This is a genomic window from Streptomyces sp. NPDC015127 (assembly GCF_043080095.1).
GTDB lineage: Bacteria > Actinomycetota > Actinomycetes > Streptomycetales > Streptomycetaceae > Streptomyces.
In genome coordinates this window covers 1-16,448 of record NZ_JBIBVE010000022.1, presented here as the reverse complement: position 1 = coordinate 16,448, position 16,448 = coordinate 1, and the positions used below count along the sequence as shown (strand labels likewise).

At 71.7% G+C, this 16,448-nt stretch carries 11 protein-coding genes and 3 tRNA genes; 7 read left to right on the top strand and 7 right to left on the bottom strand.

The window, feature by feature from the left end; all coding sequences use genetic code 11:
• The first annotated feature begins 168 nt into the window (after positions 1 to 168).
• The 3 genes from ACF08N_RS32465 (at position 169) to dnaG (ending at position 4,944) form a co-directional block, all read left to right on the top strand.
• A complete protein-coding gene (locus ACF08N_RS32465) occupies positions 169 to 1,584 on the top strand; it encodes a deoxyguanosinetriphosphate triphosphohydrolase (RefSeq protein ID WP_392328299.1) in 1,416 nt (471 codons plus the stop codon).
• 161 nt (positions 1,585 to 1,745) lie between these two features.
• Complete coding sequence (locus ACF08N_RS32460; RefSeq protein WP_392328298.1) at positions 1,746 to 3,008, top strand: NAD(P)/FAD-dependent oxidoreductase; 1,263 nt, start codon at positions 1,746 to 1,748, stop codon at positions 3,006 to 3,008.
• Between the two features lie 34 nt (positions 3,009 to 3,042).
• The gene (gene dnaG, locus ACF08N_RS32455; RefSeq protein ID WP_392328297.1) at positions 3,043 to 4,944 is read left to right on the top strand and encodes a DNA primase; all 1,902 of its coding nucleotides are present in this window, start codon (positions 3,043 to 3,045) and stop codon (positions 4,942 to 4,944) included.
• A gap of 28 nt (positions 4,945 to 4,972) precedes the next feature.
• On the opposite strand, the gene ACF08N_RS32450 is transcribed toward dnaG, so the two are convergent.
• Both ACF08N_RS32450 and ACF08N_RS32445 read right to left on the bottom strand, forming a co-directional pair.
• Positions 4,973 to 5,896, bottom strand: coding sequence for a nucleotidyl transferase AbiEii/AbiGii toxin family protein (locus tag ACF08N_RS32450; RefSeq protein ID WP_392328296.1), 924 nt, complete (start codon positions 5,894 to 5,896; stop codon positions 4,973 to 4,975).
• Between the two features lie 53 nt (positions 5,897 to 5,949).
• Entirely contained in the window at positions 5,950 to 6,561 is a 612-nt protein-coding gene (locus tag ACF08N_RS32445; RefSeq protein WP_392328295.1) for a hypothetical protein, read from the bottom strand.
• A gap of 168 nt (positions 6,562 to 6,729) precedes the next feature.
• Here ACF08N_RS32445 and ACF08N_RS32440 point away from each other — a divergent pair, with 168 nt between their 5' ends.
• Positions 6,730 to 7,902, top strand: coding sequence for an RNA polymerase sigma factor (locus ACF08N_RS32440; RefSeq protein WP_392328345.1), 1,173 nt, complete (start codon positions 6,730 to 6,732; stop codon positions 7,900 to 7,902).
• Between the two features lie 44 nt (positions 7,903 to 7,946).
• Here ACF08N_RS32440 and ACF08N_RS32435 read toward each other — a convergent pair whose 3' ends face one another.
• The 4 genes from ACF08N_RS32435 to ACF08N_RS32420 form a co-directional block, all read right to left on the bottom strand.
• Entirely contained in the window at positions 7,947 to 9,878 is a 1,932-nt protein-coding gene (locus ACF08N_RS32435) for an ABC transporter ATP-binding protein (protein WP_392328294.1), read from the bottom strand.
• Positions 9,875 to 11,608, bottom strand: a complete 1,734-nt coding sequence (locus ACF08N_RS32430; RefSeq protein WP_392328293.1) for an ABC transporter ATP-binding protein — start codon at positions 11,606 to 11,608, stop codon at positions 9,875 to 9,877. Before ACF08N_RS32430 ends, ACF08N_RS32435 begins: the two co-directional genes overlap by 4 nt.
• 104 nt (positions 11,609 to 11,712) lie before the next feature.
• On the bottom strand, positions 11,713 to 13,182 hold the full coding sequence (locus ACF08N_RS32425) for an FGGY family carbohydrate kinase (protein WP_392328292.1): 1,470 nt from the start codon (positions 13,180 to 13,182) through the stop codon (positions 11,713 to 11,715).
• A gap of 101 nt (positions 13,183 to 13,283) precedes the next feature.
• Complete coding sequence (locus ACF08N_RS32420; RefSeq protein WP_392328291.1) at positions 13,284 to 13,583, bottom strand: YtxH domain-containing protein; 300 nt, start codon at positions 13,581 to 13,583, stop codon at positions 13,284 to 13,286.
• Between the two features lie 173 nt (positions 13,584 to 13,756).
• On the opposite strand from ACF08N_RS32420, the gene ACF08N_RS32415 reads away from it, so the two are divergent.
• The 3 genes from ACF08N_RS32415 to ACF08N_RS32405 all read left to right on the top strand — a co-directional run bounded on the left by ACF08N_RS32415 (position 13,757) and on the right by ACF08N_RS32405 (position 14,180).
• Positions 13,757 to 13,829: transfer RNA gene (locus tag ACF08N_RS32415), tRNA-Asn, on the top strand.
• 5 nt (positions 13,830 to 13,834) lie between these two features.
• Positions 13,835 to 13,907: transfer RNA gene (locus ACF08N_RS32410), tRNA-Asn, on the top strand.
• Between the two features lie 199 nt (positions 13,908 to 14,106).
• Positions 14,107 to 14,180, top strand: a tRNA-Ile gene (locus tag ACF08N_RS32405).
• A 163-nt stretch (positions 14,181 to 14,343) separates the two neighbouring features.
• On the opposite strand, the gene ACF08N_RS32400 is transcribed toward ACF08N_RS32405, so the two are convergent.
• Entirely contained in the window at positions 14,344 to 15,723 is a 1,380-nt protein-coding gene (locus tag ACF08N_RS32400; protein ID WP_392328290.1) for an NAD-binding protein, read from the bottom strand.
• Positions 15,724 to 16,448 lie beyond the last annotated feature (725 nt).

Here is a 16,448-nt window from a genome sequence, read left to right as displayed (position 1 = left end):
CCGACCCGCGCGACCACCCCCGCGCCAACCGACCCGCGCGGCCACCCCCGCGCCACCCACCCGCACGCCCCCGCCGACCACGCTCCCGGGCGCCCCGCCGACCACCCTCCCGGGCGCCCTCGGCCCTTCCTGGTCCCCACCGTCGGCCCCGGCGGTTACCTTCGGTGCATGGATGGCACTGGCACCACCGGCACCGACGGCATCACCTGGCCGCCCGACCCCCAGGCACCCGCACCGCACGACCCCGCCCGCAACCGGCAGGCCGCCGGGGCCCGGACCCCGGAGGCGTACGCCTCCGATTCCTCGGCGCCCGACGGCTACGGCACCGCGGACGCCGAACGCTTCGCGCCCGAGCCCGACAAGCGGCCCGGCCGTACGGCCTTCCAGCGCGACCGGGCCCGCGTCCTGCACTCGTCCGCGCTGCGCCGCCTGGCGGGCAAGACCCAGGTCGTCACTCCTGGCACCCGCAGCCACGCCTGGGACGCCAGCCCCCGCACCCGGCTGACGCACTCGCTGGAGTGCGCCCAGATCGGGCGCGAGCTCGGCGCCGCGCTCGGCTGCGACCCGGACCTCGTCGAGGCGGCCTGCCTCGCCCACGACCTGGGTCACCCTCCGTTCGGCCACAACGGCGAGCAGGCGCTCAACGAGTTCGCCGAGGACTGCGGCGGCTTCGAGGGCAACGCCCAGTCGCTGCGGCTGCTCACCCGTATCGAGCCCAAGCGGTTCGTCCCGCTTGCCGGCCACGACGAGCCGGTCAGCGTGGGTCTCAACCTCACCCGGGCCGCGCTGGACGCCGCCACCAAGTACCCCTGGCCGCGCGGCGGCCATCCCACCGACCCGGCCTCGGGGAAGTTCGGGGTGTACGAGGACGACCTGCCGGTCTTCGCCTGGGTGCGCAGCGGCGCACCCGCGCACCGCAAGTGCTTCGAGGCGCAGGTCATGGACTGGTCCGACGACGTGGCGTACTCGGTGCACGACTTCGAGGACGGGCTGCACGCCGGGCACATCGACCCCAACTGCCTGTTGTCCCCGGCCGAGCGCGAGGGCATCTGGGCCGTCGCCGTGGGCCGTTACGTGCCCAAGGACACCGACCCCGAGGAGCTGTCCGAGGCGCTCGACCGGCTGATCGACGAGCCGTGGTGGCCGCACCACTACGACGGCTCGGCCGTCGCCCAGGCCCGGCTCAAGGACGCGACCAGCCAGCTCATCGGCCGGTTCGCGCTCGCCGCCGAGGGCGCCACGCGCCATGCGTTCGGCAGCGGCGGGCTCACCCGGTACGAGGCCGAGCTGGTCGTCCCGCGACCCACGCGCAACGAGTGCGCCGTCCTCAAGGCCGTCGCCGACCGCTATGTGATGCAGCGCGCCGAGCAGGAGGCGCTCCGCGCCGACCAGCGCATCGTGCTGGCCGAGCTGGCGGAGGCGCTCACCGCCCGCGCGCCGGAAGGGCTGGAGCCGCAGTTCCGGGCGCTGTTCGAGGCCGCGCCCGACGACCGGGCCCGCAAGCGCGTGATCGTCGACCAGATCGCCTCGCTCACCGACGCCTCCGCCCGCACCCTGCACGCCCGGCTGTCCCTGCGCCGCTGACCGCCCCGCACCCGCTGCACGAGGTACGGTGATCGTTTGTCGTTTCGTCCGGTTTGACACGCCCGAGGGGCACTCCCTCTTCCGCCGCCACGTTCCGTGCGGGACGCTCGCTGAAGGCCGAGCGGCGCAGAGACGAACAGTGGGACTCAAGGAGGCATCACGTGGTCGACGCACATCGGACATTCGTCATCGTCGGCGGTGGACTGGCCGGAGCCAAGGCCGCAGAGACCCTCCGCGCCGAAGGATTCACCGGGCGAGTGATCCTCATCGGCGACGAACGCGACCACCCCTACGAACGTCCACCGCTGTCCAAGGGCTTCCTCACGGGCAAGGAGGAGCGCGACAGCGTCTTCGTGCACGAGCCGGGCTGGTACGCGCAGGCGGATGTCGAGCTGCACCTCGGCCAGCCGGTCGTGGCCATCGACCGCGCGGCCAAGTCCGTCCGCCTCGGCGACGGGGCCGTCATCCACTACGACAAGCTGCTGCTCGCCACCGGAGCCGAGCCGCGCCGACTCGACATCCCCGGCACCGGCCTCGCCGGAGTCCACCACCTGCGCCGCCTCGCCCACTCCGACCGGCTGCGCGGCGTCCTCGCCGCGCTCGGCCGGGACAACGGCCATCTCGTCATCGCGGGCGCCGGCTGGATCGGCCTGGAGGTCGCCGCCGCTGCCCGGGGATACGGCGCCGAGGTCACGGTCGTCGAACCGGAGGCCACACCCCTGCACCAGGTCATCGGGCCCGAGCTCGGCCAGGTCTTCAGCGAGCTGCACCGCGAGCGGGGCGTCCGCTTCCACTTCGGCGCCCGGCTCACCGAGATCATCGGCCAGGACGGAATGGTGCTCGCGGCCCGTACGGACGACGGCGAGGAGCACCCCGCCCACGAGGTCCTCGCCGCGATCGGCGCCGCGCCGCGCACCGCGCTGGCCGAGGGCGCGGGCCTCGCGCTCGCCGACCGGGCGCACGGCGGCGGCGTCGCCGTCGACGCGAGCCTGCGCACCTCGGACCCCGACATCTACGCGGCGGGCGACGTCGCCGCCGCCCAGCACCCGCTGATCGGCGCCCGGCTGCGCGTCGAGCACTGGGCGAACGCGCTGAACGGCGGTCCGGCCGCCGCCCGTGCCATGCTCGGCCAGGCCGTTACCTACGACCGCGTCCCGTACTTCTTCTCCGACCAGTACGACCTGGGCATGGAGTACAGCGGCTGGGCACCGCCGGGGTCGTACGACCAGGTCGTGCTGCGCGGCGACGTGGGCAAGCGCGAATTCATCGCGTTCTGGCTGAGCGGCGGCCGGGTGCTCGCGGGGATGAACGTCAATGTGTGGGACGTCACCGAGAGCCTCCAGCAGCTCATCCGCTCCAAGGCGCGGGTGGACGCCCAGGCGCTGGGCGACCCGAGCGTCCCGCTCGCGGAGCTGAACGGCTGAGAGCGGTGTCCGCGCGCCACCGTAGAATTCACGCGTGGCCGGCAGGATCAACGATGACGACGTGAAGGCGGTACGGGACGCGGTCCCGATCGACGCCGTCGTGTCCGAGTACCTCCAGCTGCGCAACGCGGGCGGCGGAAACCTCAAGGGACTGTGCCCTTTCCACGACGAGAAGTCACCCTCCTTCCAGGTCAGCCCGAGCAAGGGCCTGTTCCACTGCTTCGGCTGCCAGGAAGGCGGCGACACGATCGCCTTCGTGATGAAGATCGACCACCTCTCCTTCTCGGAGACGGTCGAGCGTCTCGCCGCCCAGGCGGGCATCACCCTGCGCTACGAGGAGGGCGGGTACAACCCCACCCACCAGCGGGGCGAGCGGATCCGCCTCGTCGAGGCGCACAAGATCGCCGCCGAGTTCTACGTGGAGCAGCTCGACGGCCCCGAGGCCGAGATCGGCCGGAAGTTCCTCGCCGAGCGCGGTTTCGACCAGGCGGCCGCCCAGCACTTCGGCGTCGGCTACAGCCCGGCCGGCTGGGACCACCTCACCCGCTACCTGCGCGGCAAGGGCTTCAGCGACAAGGAGCTCGTCCTCTCCGGCCTCTCCCAGGAGGGCCGCCGCGGCCCCATCGACCGGTTCCGCGGCCGGCTGATGTGGCCCATCCGCGACATCACCGGCGAGGTCGTCGGCTTCGGCGCCCGCAAGCTGCGCGACGACGACAACGGCCCCAAGTACCTGAACACCCCCGAGACCGCGATCTACAAGAAGTCGCACGTCCTCTACGGCATCGACCTGGCCAAGAAGGAGATCGCCCGCACCAGCCGGGCCGTCGTCGTCGAGGGCTACACGGACGTGATGGCCTGCCACCTCGCGGGCGTCACCACCGCGATCGCGACGTGCGGCACCGCGTTCGGCGGCGACCACATCAAGATCCTTCGCCGGCTGCTGATGGACAACGCAACGGCCGAGGTGATCTTCACCTTCGACGGCGACGCGGCCGGGCAGAAGGCCGCGCTGCGTGCCTTCGAGGACGACCAGAAGTTCGCCGCCGAGACGTCCATCGCGATCACCCCCGGCGGTATGGACCCCTGCGAGCTGCGGCTCGCCGAGGGCGACGCGTCGGTGCAGAAGCTGGTCGAAACCCGCACCCCGCTCTTCGAGTTCGCGATCCGGCAGATGGTCGCCCGGCACAATCTGGAGACCCCCGCCGGCCGCGCCGCCGCCCTCGACGAGGCCGCCCCCGTCGTCGCCGCCATCAAGAACGTCGCGATCCAGCACGAGTCGGCCGTCCAGCTCGCCGGCATCCTCGGGATCCTCGACACCCAGTTCGTCGTCAAGAGGGTGGCGCAGCTGGCCCGTTGGGCCCGCGAGCGCGGCGGACGCGGCCCGGAGAGGCCCGGATCCCCGCGGCCGCAGCAGCAGGTCCAGGCACCGCCGCAGCACGCGGCCGGGCCCGCGCTCAATCTGCGCAGCCCCGCCCACCGCACCGAGCGCGAACTGCTCAAGCTCGCCCTCCAGTACCCGGCCCTGGTCTCGCCCGCCTTCGACGCGTACGGCGTCGACGAGTTCACCGCGCCGCCGTACGCGGCCGTCCGCCAGACCATCGAGGACGCGGGCGGCGCCGAGCAGGGCGCCGGGGACACCTCCGGCTACCTGGCCCGCGTCCGCGACGCCGCGCCGAACGACACGGTCCGCGCCCTGGTCACCGAGCTGGCGGTGGAGGCGGTCCACGGCAGGATCGTCGACGAGGCATACGCGGGCGAGCAGCTCGTCCAGGTCCGGCTGCGCGCTGTGGACCGCCGCATCCGCGACGTCCAGGGCACCATGGCCCGACTGGGGAGCAACGCGGACCCGGAGCGGTACGCGGCGGTGGCCAACGAGCTGTGGGTGCTCCAGCAGTACGGTCAGTCCCTGCGCAACCAGGGCGCGGCGGCGCTGTAGCGGCTGCGCCGGGCCGCGCCCCCAGGAACTACCGTTCGTCCGCGAAGGTCGGGGCGAGCGCCGTCAGCAGACGTTCCGCGTACTCACGCTCGGCGTCCGCGAACTGCGGGTAGTCCGCGGCGAAGTGGTTCCACTCCACGGACCCGACGGCCTCCTCGAGGTCCGCGAAACCGACCTCCTCCCGCTGCGGATACGGCCACTCGCCGGACAGCCGGAACACCTCGTGGAGCAGCTCGTACCGCAGCGGGTGGCGCTCCGCGAGCAGGGCGGCGTCGTAGAGGTCCTTGCCCTGCGCGTAGCAGTCGGTGAGCAGCCACTGGACCTTCCACGCCAGGGACAGCTCCGGGCTCGCCGCCCGCAGCTCGGTGCCCGCGACCGTGGTGGGCACCGGCTCCTGCGGCAGCCGCTCGTTGAAGACGAAGTCGAGCTGGACCTGGCCGCCGGGCTGTCCGGTCACCCGCCACGGCAGCACCATCCGCCGCCCCGGCACCCGGTCGTACGTCCAGATGTACTCCGACTCGGCGCCGCTCGCGTCGATCGTCAGCGGCCCGCCCCGCTCGTCGGCCACGCGCTGCGCGGCCGACGCGACCTCGGTCAGCATCGTGCCGGCGCGCTCCTCCTCGATGTTCCAGTCGGCAGGCACGACCACGAAGTCGAGATCCTTCGGCTCACGTGCCTCCCGCCCGAACCAGGCCGCCATCAGCATGCTGCCGCGCAGCACCAGCGAATCGGCCCATCCCGATCGCGAGACGGCGGTGAGGACCGTGTCGAGCGCCTCGCGGCGGGCCGACTGCCAGGCCGTGGCATCGGGCGCGACGGCGTCCAACGGCCTGAACGCCCGGGTGAAGTGCTTGAGCGCAGGGTCGAAGACCTGGCGCTGCGCCCCCTGGGGATCCATGCCCACGTGCAGCGTGCGCGGCAGTTCCGTGGTGCGCCGCCGAATGTCCGCCACGGGCTCGGCCAGATCCTCCGGCCCACCCGGAATCGGCCGCCTGCCTGTCTCCGTCACTGTGCCGTCCCCTCCTCGATCCACCCGTCGTCCACCGACAGGTCACTGTCGTACAGCACGAACTCCCGCTCCTCCGCGATGATTTCGTGCCCCGCCGCCCGCAACTCCGCGACCAGCGCGTCGCACGCCCTGCCCGCATCCGCCGCGGACCCGCCGTGGCAGCGCTGCGTCACGAAACGCTCGTGCCGTCCGCCACCGGACACCCTCCGCGCGTTCCACGACAGGTGCCCCCCGTGCCGCACGGCCAGCGCCGCGAGCGCCTCCCGGTCGAAGTCCTCGTCGAGCATGAGCTTCACATGGTGCTCGAAGTACCCGTCCGCGGCCCCGGCGACCTCCGGGGACCACGGCGTGGTCTCGATCTTCACGCGCACCGGGTCGAACCCGGACGCCCGCAGCCGTTCCACCAGCCGCTCGGATGCGGCCCGTTGGGCCGCGAAACCGTCCCGGCTCTGGAGCGTCAGCATCGGCTGGGAGACCATCCGGCCCCGGGCCAGCTCGATATGAGTGACCTTCAGCCCGGCCTCGCGTGCCCAGGCGTCCAGCCTGTCCTCCCCGCCGCCCGCGCAGCGCACGGTCACATGGGTCTCGTACTCACAGCTCTTGTGCACCGGCAGATACTCCCAGACACCCGTACGCCGGGCATCCGAGTAACCGACCGGTCACGCACGGGTCGCAAAAAGTCACCGCACGCCCCTCGTGGCAGGGATGTGTCGTACCCCACACTGGGGGGCGGTGCCTGAGCCCTCGGAGCTGCCGCACGCCCCCGAACGGCAGCGATCACCCTGGAGGTCGCCCCCGTGCAGACCCAGACCCTGACCGAGACCGACGCCGTCGTGGCCGTCGCCACGGCCGCCGTCGAGCAGGTGCCCGTGCAGGGCCGGCCCGCACGGCACCCGGAGGCGGTGCCGGACCCCGTCCAGGACCATGTCCCGGACCCCGCCCCCGAGTCCGTGGCCGACACGGCGGCCGAGGACACCGACGGCGCACTCGACCTGCCCGAGCTGCCCCGGCCCGCGGCCCGCTCCGCCGACGCGTCGGGGCCGTCCTCCGACCTGTTCCGCCAGTATCTGCGCGAGATCGGCCGCATCCCGCTGCTCACAGCGGCCGAGGAGGTCGAGCTCGCGCGGCGCGTCGAGGCGGGCCTCTTCGCCGAGGAGAAGCTGGCGAACACCCCCGACCCGGACTCCCGGCTCGCTGTCGACCTCGACAGGCTGGTGGTCATGGGCCGCGTCGCCAAACGCCGTCTGATCGAGGCCAACCTCCGCCTCGTCGTCTCGGTCGCCAAGCGCTATGTGGGCCGCGGGCTCACCATGCTGGACCTCGTCCAGGAGGGGAACCTGGGCCTGATCCGCGCGGTCGAGAAGTTCGACTACGCGCGCGGCTACAAGTTCTCGACGTACGCGACGTGGTGGATCCGCCAGGCCATGTCCCGCGCGCTCGCCGACCAGGCCCGCACCATCCGGGTGCCCGTCCATGTCGTGGAGCTGATCAACCGCGTGGTCCGCGTCCAGCGCCGGATGCTCCAGGAGCGCGGCTACGAGCCCACGCCCGAAGAGGTCGCCGCCCAGCTCGACCTGCCGCCCGAGCGGGTCGGCGAGGTGCTGCGCCTCGCGCAGGAACCGGTGTCGCTGCACGCGCCGGTGGGGGAGGAGGACGACGTCGCCCTCGGCGACCTCATCGAGGACGGCGACGCCGCGTCCCCCGTCGAATCGGCGGCCTTCCTGCTCCTGCGCGAGCACCTGGAGGCGGTGCTGTCCACGCTCGGCGAGCGGGAACGCAAGGTGGTGCAGCTGCGCTACGGCCTGGACGACGGCCGCCCCCGCACGCTGGAGGAGATCGGCCGCCTCTTCGGTGTGACGCGCGAACGGATCCGCCAGATCGAGTCCAAGACCCTGAACAAACTCCGCGACCACGCGTTCGCCGACCAGCTCCGCGGCTACCTCGACTGACGGGGACGCCCCGCGCCGCGGGCGCCGCCCCCGCCCCGCCGGGGCTACTCCACCTCCACCACGGCCTGCGCGAACTGCGCCGCGTACAGCCGCGCGTACGCCCCCTCGGACGCGAGCAGCTCCTCGTGCGTCCCCTGCTCCACGATCGAGCCGTCCTCCATCACCAGGATCACGTCCGCGTCCCGGATGGTGGAGAGGCGGTGGGCGATCACGAAGCTGGTGCGGCCGTGGGCCAGCCGGGCCATCGCCTTCTGGATCAGCACCTCCGTACGCGTGTCGACCGAGCTCGTCGCCTCGTCCAGCACCAGGATCACCGGGTCGGACAGGAACGCCCGGGCGATGGTGATCAGCTGCTTCTCGCCGGCGCTCACACCCGAGCCCTCGTCGTCGATCACCGTGTCGTAGCCGTCGGGCAGTGTGCGGATGAACCGGTCCGCATGCGCGGCGCGCGCGGCCTCTTCCAACTCCTCCCGGGACACCTCGCGCGCAGCCCCGTAGGCGATGTTCTCCGCGATGGTGCCGCCGAACAGCCACGTGTCCTGGAGCACCATCCCGATGCCCGCCCGCAGGTCCTCCCGGGACATCTTGGCGATGTCGACCCCGTCGAGCGAGATCCGCCCGCCGGTCACCTCGTAGAACCGCATCAGCAGATTGACCAGCGTCGTCTTGCCCGCGCCCGTCGGGCCGACGATCGCGACCGTCTGTCCGGGCTCGACGGAGAGCGACAGGCCCTCGATCAGCGGCTTCTCCGGCTCGTAGCGGAACGCCACCTTCTCCAGCGACACCCGTCCCTCGGCCCGCTCCGGCCGCTCGACGGACGGCGCATCCGGCTCCTGCTCCTCCGCGTCCAGCAGCTCGAAGATCCGCTCGGCGGACGCGACACCCGACTGCACCAGGTTCGCCATCGAGGCGACCTGCGTCAGCGGCATCGAGAACTGGCGCGAGTACTGGATGAACGCCTGCACGTCACCGATCGACAGCGAGCCGGACGCGACCCGCAGACCGCCGACGACGGCGACCAGCACATAGTTCAGGTTGGAGACGAAGAACATCAGCGGCTGCATCATCCCGCTGGTGAACTGCGCCCTGAACCCCGCCTCGTACAGCGCCTCGTTCTGCTCGGCGAAGCCCTGCGCCGACTCCTTCTGGCGGCCGAAGACCTTCACCAGCGCGTGACCGGTGTACATCTCCTCCACATGGGCGTTGAGCGCGCCCGTCGACTTCCACTGGGCGACGAAGTGCGGCTGCGACCGCTTGCCGACCCGCGTCGCCACGACCACCGACACCGGCACGGTGACGAGGGCGACCAGCGCCAGCAGGGGCGAGATCCAGAACATCATCGCCAGCACACCGACGATCGTGAGCAGCGAGTTGATCAGCTGGCCCATCGACTGCTGGAGGGTCTGCGAGATGTTGTCGATGTCGTTGGTGGCGCGGCTGAGCACCTCGCCGCGGCGGGCCTTGTCGAAGTACGACAGGGGCAGCCGCGACAGCTTCGCCTGCACGTCCTCCCGCATCCGGTACACGGTCCGGTTGATCACCTTGATCGACAGCCGCGTCGACACCAGCATCAGCAGGCCCGCCGCCACGTACACGGCGAGGGCCACGAGCAGCACATGGCCCACGGCGGTGAAGTCGATGCCCTCACCCGGGGTGAAGCCCACTCCGGAGAGCATGTCGGCGAGCCCGTCGTCGCCCTCGGCCCGCAGGCCCTCGACCGCCTGCTCCTTGGTCGTGCCGTCGGGCAACTCACGGCCGACGACGCCGGCGAAGACCAGGTCCGTCGCGATGCCGAGGATCTTGGGCCCGACCACGTTCAGCGCGACGCTCAGCACACCGGCCGCCAGCATCCACCACAGCGCGGCCCGCTCGGGCGCCAGCTGCCGCAGCAGCCGCCTGCCCGAGCCCTTGAAGTCCATCGACCGCTCGCCGGGCGTCTGCCCCGCCATCATCCGTGCAGCAGGTCCCCCGCTCATGCGGCCTCCGCCTCCGTCAGCTGCGAGAGCACGATCTCCCGGTACGTCTCATTGCCCTGCATCAACTCGTGGTGGCTGCCCGCCCCCACGACCCGCCCCTCGTCCAGCACCACGATCCGGTCCGCGTCGCGGATGGTCGACACCCGCTGGGCGACGATCACCACGGTCGCGTCGGCGGTCTCGCGCGCCAGCGCGGCACGCAGCGCCGCGTCCGTGGCGTAGTCCAGCGCGGAGAAGGAGTCGTCGAAGAGGTAGATCTCCGGGCGCTGCACCAGAGTCCGCGCGATCGCGAGCCGCTGGCGCTGGCCTCCGGAGACGTTCGTCCCGCCCTGGGCGACGGGCGCGTCCAGACCGCCGTCGAGCCCGCGGACGAAGTCGGCCGCCTGCGCCACCTCCAGCGCCTGCCACAGCTCCTCGTCGCTCGCGTCCGGCTTGCCGTAGCGCAGGTTGGTCGCCACGGTGCCGGAGAACAGGTACGGCTTCTGCGGCACGAGCCCGACCGTGCGCGCCATCAGCTCCTGGTCCAGCTCCCGCACGTCCACGCCGTCGACGAGCACCGCGCCGCCGGTCGCGTCGAACAGCCGCGGCACCAGCCCCAGCAGGGTCGACTTGCCACTTCCGGTCGACCCGATGATCGCGGTGGTCTCGCCCGGCCGCGCCACCAGATCGATGCCGCGCAGCACCGGCTCCTCGGCGCCCGGGTAGCAGAAGTCCGCGCCGCGCACCTCCAGATGCCCGCGGGCGCGCAGCTCCCGCACGGGCGCGCTCGGCGGCACGACGCTGGAGTCGGTGTCCAGCACGTCCTGGATCCGCTCGGCGCACACCTCGGCCCGCGGCACCATCATGAACATGAAGGTGGCCATCATCACGGCCATCACGATCTGCATGAGATAGGCGAGGAAGGCGGTCAGCGCGCCGATCTGGAGGGCACCGCTGTCGATGCGGTGGGCGCCGAACCAGACGACGGCGATGGACGACACGTTCACCACGGTCATGACGGTGGGGAACATCAGCGCCATGAGCCGGCCGGTGGACATCGACACGTCCGTCAACTCGTCGTTCGCCCCGCGGAAGCGCCCCTTCTCGTATTCGTCCCGGACGAAGGCGCGAATCACGCGGTTGCCCGTGATCTGCTCGCGCAGAACCCGGTTCACCGTGTCGAGCCGCTCCTGCATGGTGCGGAACAGGGGCCGCATCTTCTTGACGATCAGCGAGACGGCGATGCCGAGCACCGGCACGACCGCCAGCAGCACGGCCGACAGCGGCACGTCCTGGCCGAGCGCCATCACGATGCCACCGACGCACATGATCGGCGCCGACACCATCAGCGTGAACGCCATGAGGACCAGCATCTGGACCTGCTGCACGTCGTTCGTCGTCCGTGTGATCAATGACGGCGCACCGAAGTGGCCGACCTCGCGCGCCGAGAAGCTCTGCACCCGCCCGAACACGTCGGCCCGCACGTCCCGTCCGAGCGCGGCGGCGGTCCGCGCGCCGTAGAAGACGGCCCCGATGTTGCAGAGCACCTGGACCACGCTGATACCGATCATCAGCGCGCCGACGGTCAGGATGCGACCGGTGTCGCCCTTGACGACACCGTTGTCGATGACGTCGGCGTTGAGCGTCGGCAGATAGAGGGTGGCGCTGGTCTGCAGCAGTTGCAGCAGCACCAGCAGGGCGATCGGTTTCTTGTACGGACTCAGATAGGTCCGCAGCAGTCTTATCAGCACGCGCGGTCTCTCGGGCTCGGCAAGATCGGAGGTCACCTCATCTTCCGGCACCCGGTCGCCGAAACCCCAAGGGTTTTCCCCAAGCGCGAGTCAAAAGCAGATCGTCATACCGCAGGCCCGAATGCCCCCGGGTGGATCTGGTCCCGCGTCGCCCCGTACTGCTGGCGCACCGCCTTGCCCACCGCGGCCTCGTCGCCCGGCTCGAAGGTCCCCTTGGGCAAGCCGGGGGCGACGCCAGCGGCGGCGCCCTGCCAGGCCGGCGGCGTCTGCGGGGACAGCGTCCCGCGCGCCGCGCCCAGCGCCCACGCCGCCTGCCGGGCCGCGCCCAGAGCCGCGTAGTCCGCCGGCTGCGGCACCACGACCTGGGTCCCGAAGACGGAGGGGGCGATGGCCTGGACGGCCGGCAGCTCGGCGGCCGCCCCGAGGAGGAACACCCGCCGCACGTCGACCCCGCGTCCGCGCAGCACGTCCAGCGCGTCGGCCAGCGAGCAGAGCATGCCCTCGAACGACGCCCGCGCCAGGTGCTCGGGCTTCATCGACTCGCGCCGCAGCCCGCTCAAGGTGCCCGCGGTGTGCGGCAGTTGGGGCGTACGTTCGCCCTCCAGGTACGGCAGCAGCACCAGGCCGCACGAGCCGGGCGTCGACTTCATGGCGAGCGCCGACAGCTCGGCCAGGTCGGCCGTGCCCAGCAGCTCGGCGGTGCCGCGCAGCGCCCGTACGGCATTGAGGGTGTGCACGACCGGAAGGTGCATCCCCGTCGCGTCGGCGAACGAGGTGATTATTCCGGTCGGGTCGGCCAGCGCCTCGTGGTGCACGGCCATCACGGAACCGGAGGCCCCCAGCGACACCACCGCGTCGCCGGTGCCGACCCCGAGCCCGAAGGCGGCCGCCATGGTCTCGCCGGTGCCCGCCGAGATCAGCAGCCCCTCCGGCGTGGTCCCGGCGGCGTCGGCGGGACCCAGCACCTCGGGCAGCGCGCACGGGTGACCGAGCGCGAGCTCGACGAGGTCCGGGCGGTACGAGCCGGTGCCTGCCGACCAGTATCCGGTGCCGGAGGCGCCGCCGCGGTCGGTGGTCCGGCGGGCCGGGCGCCCGAGCAGCTGCCACACCAGCCAGTCGTGCGGCTGCATCACGAAGGCCACCCGCTGGGCGGCCTCCGCCTCCGTGCGGGCCAGCCAGCGCAGCTTGGCCACGGGCTGGGCGGCCTGCGGAACCGATCCGACGGCCTCGGCCCAGGCCTGCCGCCCGCCGAGCGCGTCGATCAGGTCGGCCGCTGCGACCTGCGCCCGCTTGTCGTTGCCGAGCAGCGCGGGCCGCACCAGTCCGCCCTGTGCGTCGAGAGCGATCAGGCCGTGCTGCTGGGCGGAGACACCGATGGCCTCCACGCCCTCCAGCAGACCGCCTCCGGCCGCCTCGCCGAGCGAGAGCAGCCACGCCTGTGGATCGATCTCGGTGGCTTTGGGCTCGACGGGATGCGGCGCGTAACCCTGGCGCAGCACGGCGCCCGTGTCCGCGTCGCAGACGACGATGCGTGTGAACGCAGACGAGCTGTCCAATCCGGCGACTATCCCCATGTCCGGAATTCTGCCGTACGCCGGGAGCGGTCTCGTCATCCGCCGCCGGTTCGGCGGCCGGACACGGCGCTGCCGCCGGTTCCACCGGCGGCAGCGTGGGGTCAGGTGTTGCTGGTTCCCCACTCGTCCTCGGTGCCGGAGCCACGCTCCCGCAGCGCGCGCACCCGCTCCGCGACCGAATCGGGCACCCGGTCGCCGACCTTGTCGCTCACGGCGTGGAACGCCTTGCCCGCCGCCTCCCGTCCGTTGTGGGCGGCCGACTCCGCCGCGTTGCGCACCGCAGGGTTCTGGGAGAACTGTCGCGCGGACCTCTTGAGCTGCTCGTAGCGCTCGCGCCCGGCCCGTGTGCCGAGCACATAGCCGAGGGCCAGTCCCACGACGAACGTGAGCTTGTACCGCATGGGTGTCACCTTCCGTTGCGTCGGTGCTGCCCGCCTACCCCGTCCAGGCCCGTGTTCACCCGGCACCGAACCGATTGGCGGAGCACCCCCCTGCTTGCGCTAATGTATGTGTCGCAGCGAGCGCACGCCCCCCAGGAGGACCCCGGGAGGTACGTTCGGTGCACACGCAGCAATCCCCTGTAGCTCAATTGGCAGAGCAGCCGGCTGTTAACCGGCAGGTTACTGGTTCGAGTCCAGTCGGGGGAGCGCGATCCCCTGTAGCTCAATTGGCAGAGCATTCGGCTGTTAACCGGAGGGTTGCTGGTTCGAGTCCAGCCGGGGGAGCAGAGACGGAAGAGGACCCCGGTGCGGGTCCTTTTTCGCGTTCCGGGGCCTCTTCCGTATGTTCTGCGCGACACGCGGAACCGGGCGGCACGCAGCGAAGTCCTCATGGTCGAGCGTGGCCGACCATGCGAGGCAGGAGATCGTATGACCGGCTATGCTGCGGCAGACGGCGCGCACAAATGTGCGCGACGCGCCGTTAGGGGCGGTAGCTCAGCCGGTTAGAGCAGCGGACTCATAATCCGTCGGCCGTGGGTTCGAGTCCCACCCGCCCCACCGCGGTTCTTCGCAGCAGAACCGTTTTTACTTGCGGACACGCAATCATGAGGGCCGCCACGCGCGCGTGGCGGCCCTTGTTCACTCTCCTGGACCAGCATCCGGCGGACCCGCAGGGGCGGAAGAGCGTCCGGCGCGGGCCGTCACGTGCTTGCGCGGCCGGTCACGCGTCCCTGTTCACCGTGCCGGCCGCCGCGTGAAGACGGTCCCCCGTGTCCCCTTCGTGCGGGTGATCGCAGCGGTCCGCGAGCGGCCACGGCACGAATGCCCCGTCCTCGCGCTGCACCAGCAGCCGCTTGCCGCTGGTGAGGATGCCACGCGGCCGAAGCCCGCTCAGGCTGGCCGTCGTGTACGCGGCGATCAGGCTGTTGAGGTCGTGCACGTGACCGATCCGGAACAGCGAGCGGGTCTCCGCAATGGCCTCGTGCTCGCCCGCGCGCATGACCACCCGCAGCTCCGGAGCGACGGCCAGCGACGCCACCGATACGGCGATGTTCTCGAGGTCGTCGGAGGCGACAGCGGCCAGCGCCTGGGCGTCGCGCAGGCCGAGCGTGCTCAGGACGAACCTGTCGGTCGCGTCGGCGATGACCACGGGCACGCGCAGTGCCTTGGCCAGGCGCAGGTTCGGCGCCTGCGGGTTCCGTTCGACCGCGATGACGCCGATGCCGAGGGCCTGCAACTGTGTGCACAGGCGCAGGCCCACCTGTCCCAGTCCGACGACGACCACATGGCCGGCCCGGGGGAGGGCCCGGGATCCCACGATGCCGACGGTGCGCGGTGCCAGCAGGCGGTCGACCATGCCCGCGGTGAAGACGGCGGTGAAAACGATCGTGACGAGCATCGCGACGGCGGAGAACACGAGATAGCTGTCCGAGCCGTGCGCGAGCGCGGGGCCGACCGCGGACACCGTCCGCGCCGCCTCGAACAGCGCCTCGACGGGCGGGCGATGGTGGGCGACCAGCCACGTCCAGTCCGCCAGGAGCACCATGAGCAGCCCGGCCAGACCCGTGAGCATGATCCGCGAGCTGCCGTCGTGCGGCCGCAGCTGTCCACGGATCCTGCCCAGCCGGGCCCGGTATCTGACCGAGCGCGCCGGCCGCCATGGCTCCAGGTGCACGTCGTCGCCTTGCCGCCGGGCGGCGACATGGCCCTCGGGTGTCTGGGTGATGCTCAGCAGATCGGGCTGGAGACAGGCGGCCAGGAGCACGGGCGCGGCGACATCGGCGGGCGAGGTGACCTGACAGTTGGGGAGTACGCGCAGGAGTTGCTCGCTGACCGTCCGGTCGAACACCGTCACGACCAGGTGGACGTGGGGGTGGATGTGCTCGACGGCGAGGGCGTAGCGCAGGGACTCGACGTCGTCGTCGAGCAGGACGGCCACACCCGTCACGTCGCGCCGCAGGGCCTCGCGCAGATCCTCGTCCGTGGGGCGGGCGAGGTGACACACGAGGTGCCCGGCCGACCGCAGCAGGCCGCAGACTCTGCGCGCCATGTCGCCGCCGATCACCACGAAGTAGTGCCGGTGTTCCGCGCTCTCGGGCATCGCGTCCGCCCCCTCTCGCCTCTCGGGTGGTGAGAACGCTAAGGGCCGGGCCCGGTGGTTGTGGTTGTGCGGGAAGCCCAGATCGGGGCAACTGGTTGTCCTGCTTGTACAAATGGGCGAAGAGGGCGAACGGGGCCCGGGCCCCCGGAGAGCGGGGCCCGGGCCGAGCGGCCGGTCCAGGGGGTGTCCGGCGGATCTTGGCCGGGGCCACGACGCTCCCCCAGGGCTTCGCCTGGGGGTACCCCCAGGCGACGGCACCTCGCCGCGTTGCCGAAATGCCCGGACAGCTCCGCTATCAGGGCACTCCGGCGCCTTGCGATGCTTCTCCCCAGGCCTTGCGGGCCTGGGGAGACCTCATGCACCAGACGCCGCGTCCTGTCCGACCCTGATCCACCGGACACCCCCTAGGGGGTGTCTCGCCGATCTTGCCGGGCTCCCGACGCCTGGCATCGCGCCTCTCCCCCTAGCCCTTCGGGCACGGGAGGTGCCGCCAGCGTTGTCGTCGGTCGCCGACGCTCCGCGTCGCCTCCCTCCGCCGCCTTGCGATGCACGGCACCAGACCCTCCCCCTACGCCCTGCGGGCGTCGGGGGACCCCACTCGCTGATCCGGCCTGATCGACAAGACACCTCCTAGTGATCTGAGTCAGAGATTCGTCGGCAGTATGCGGCGACTTTGTCGAGAATCTCGTCGGCGGTCTTCGTCCAGACGAAGGGCCTCGGGTGCT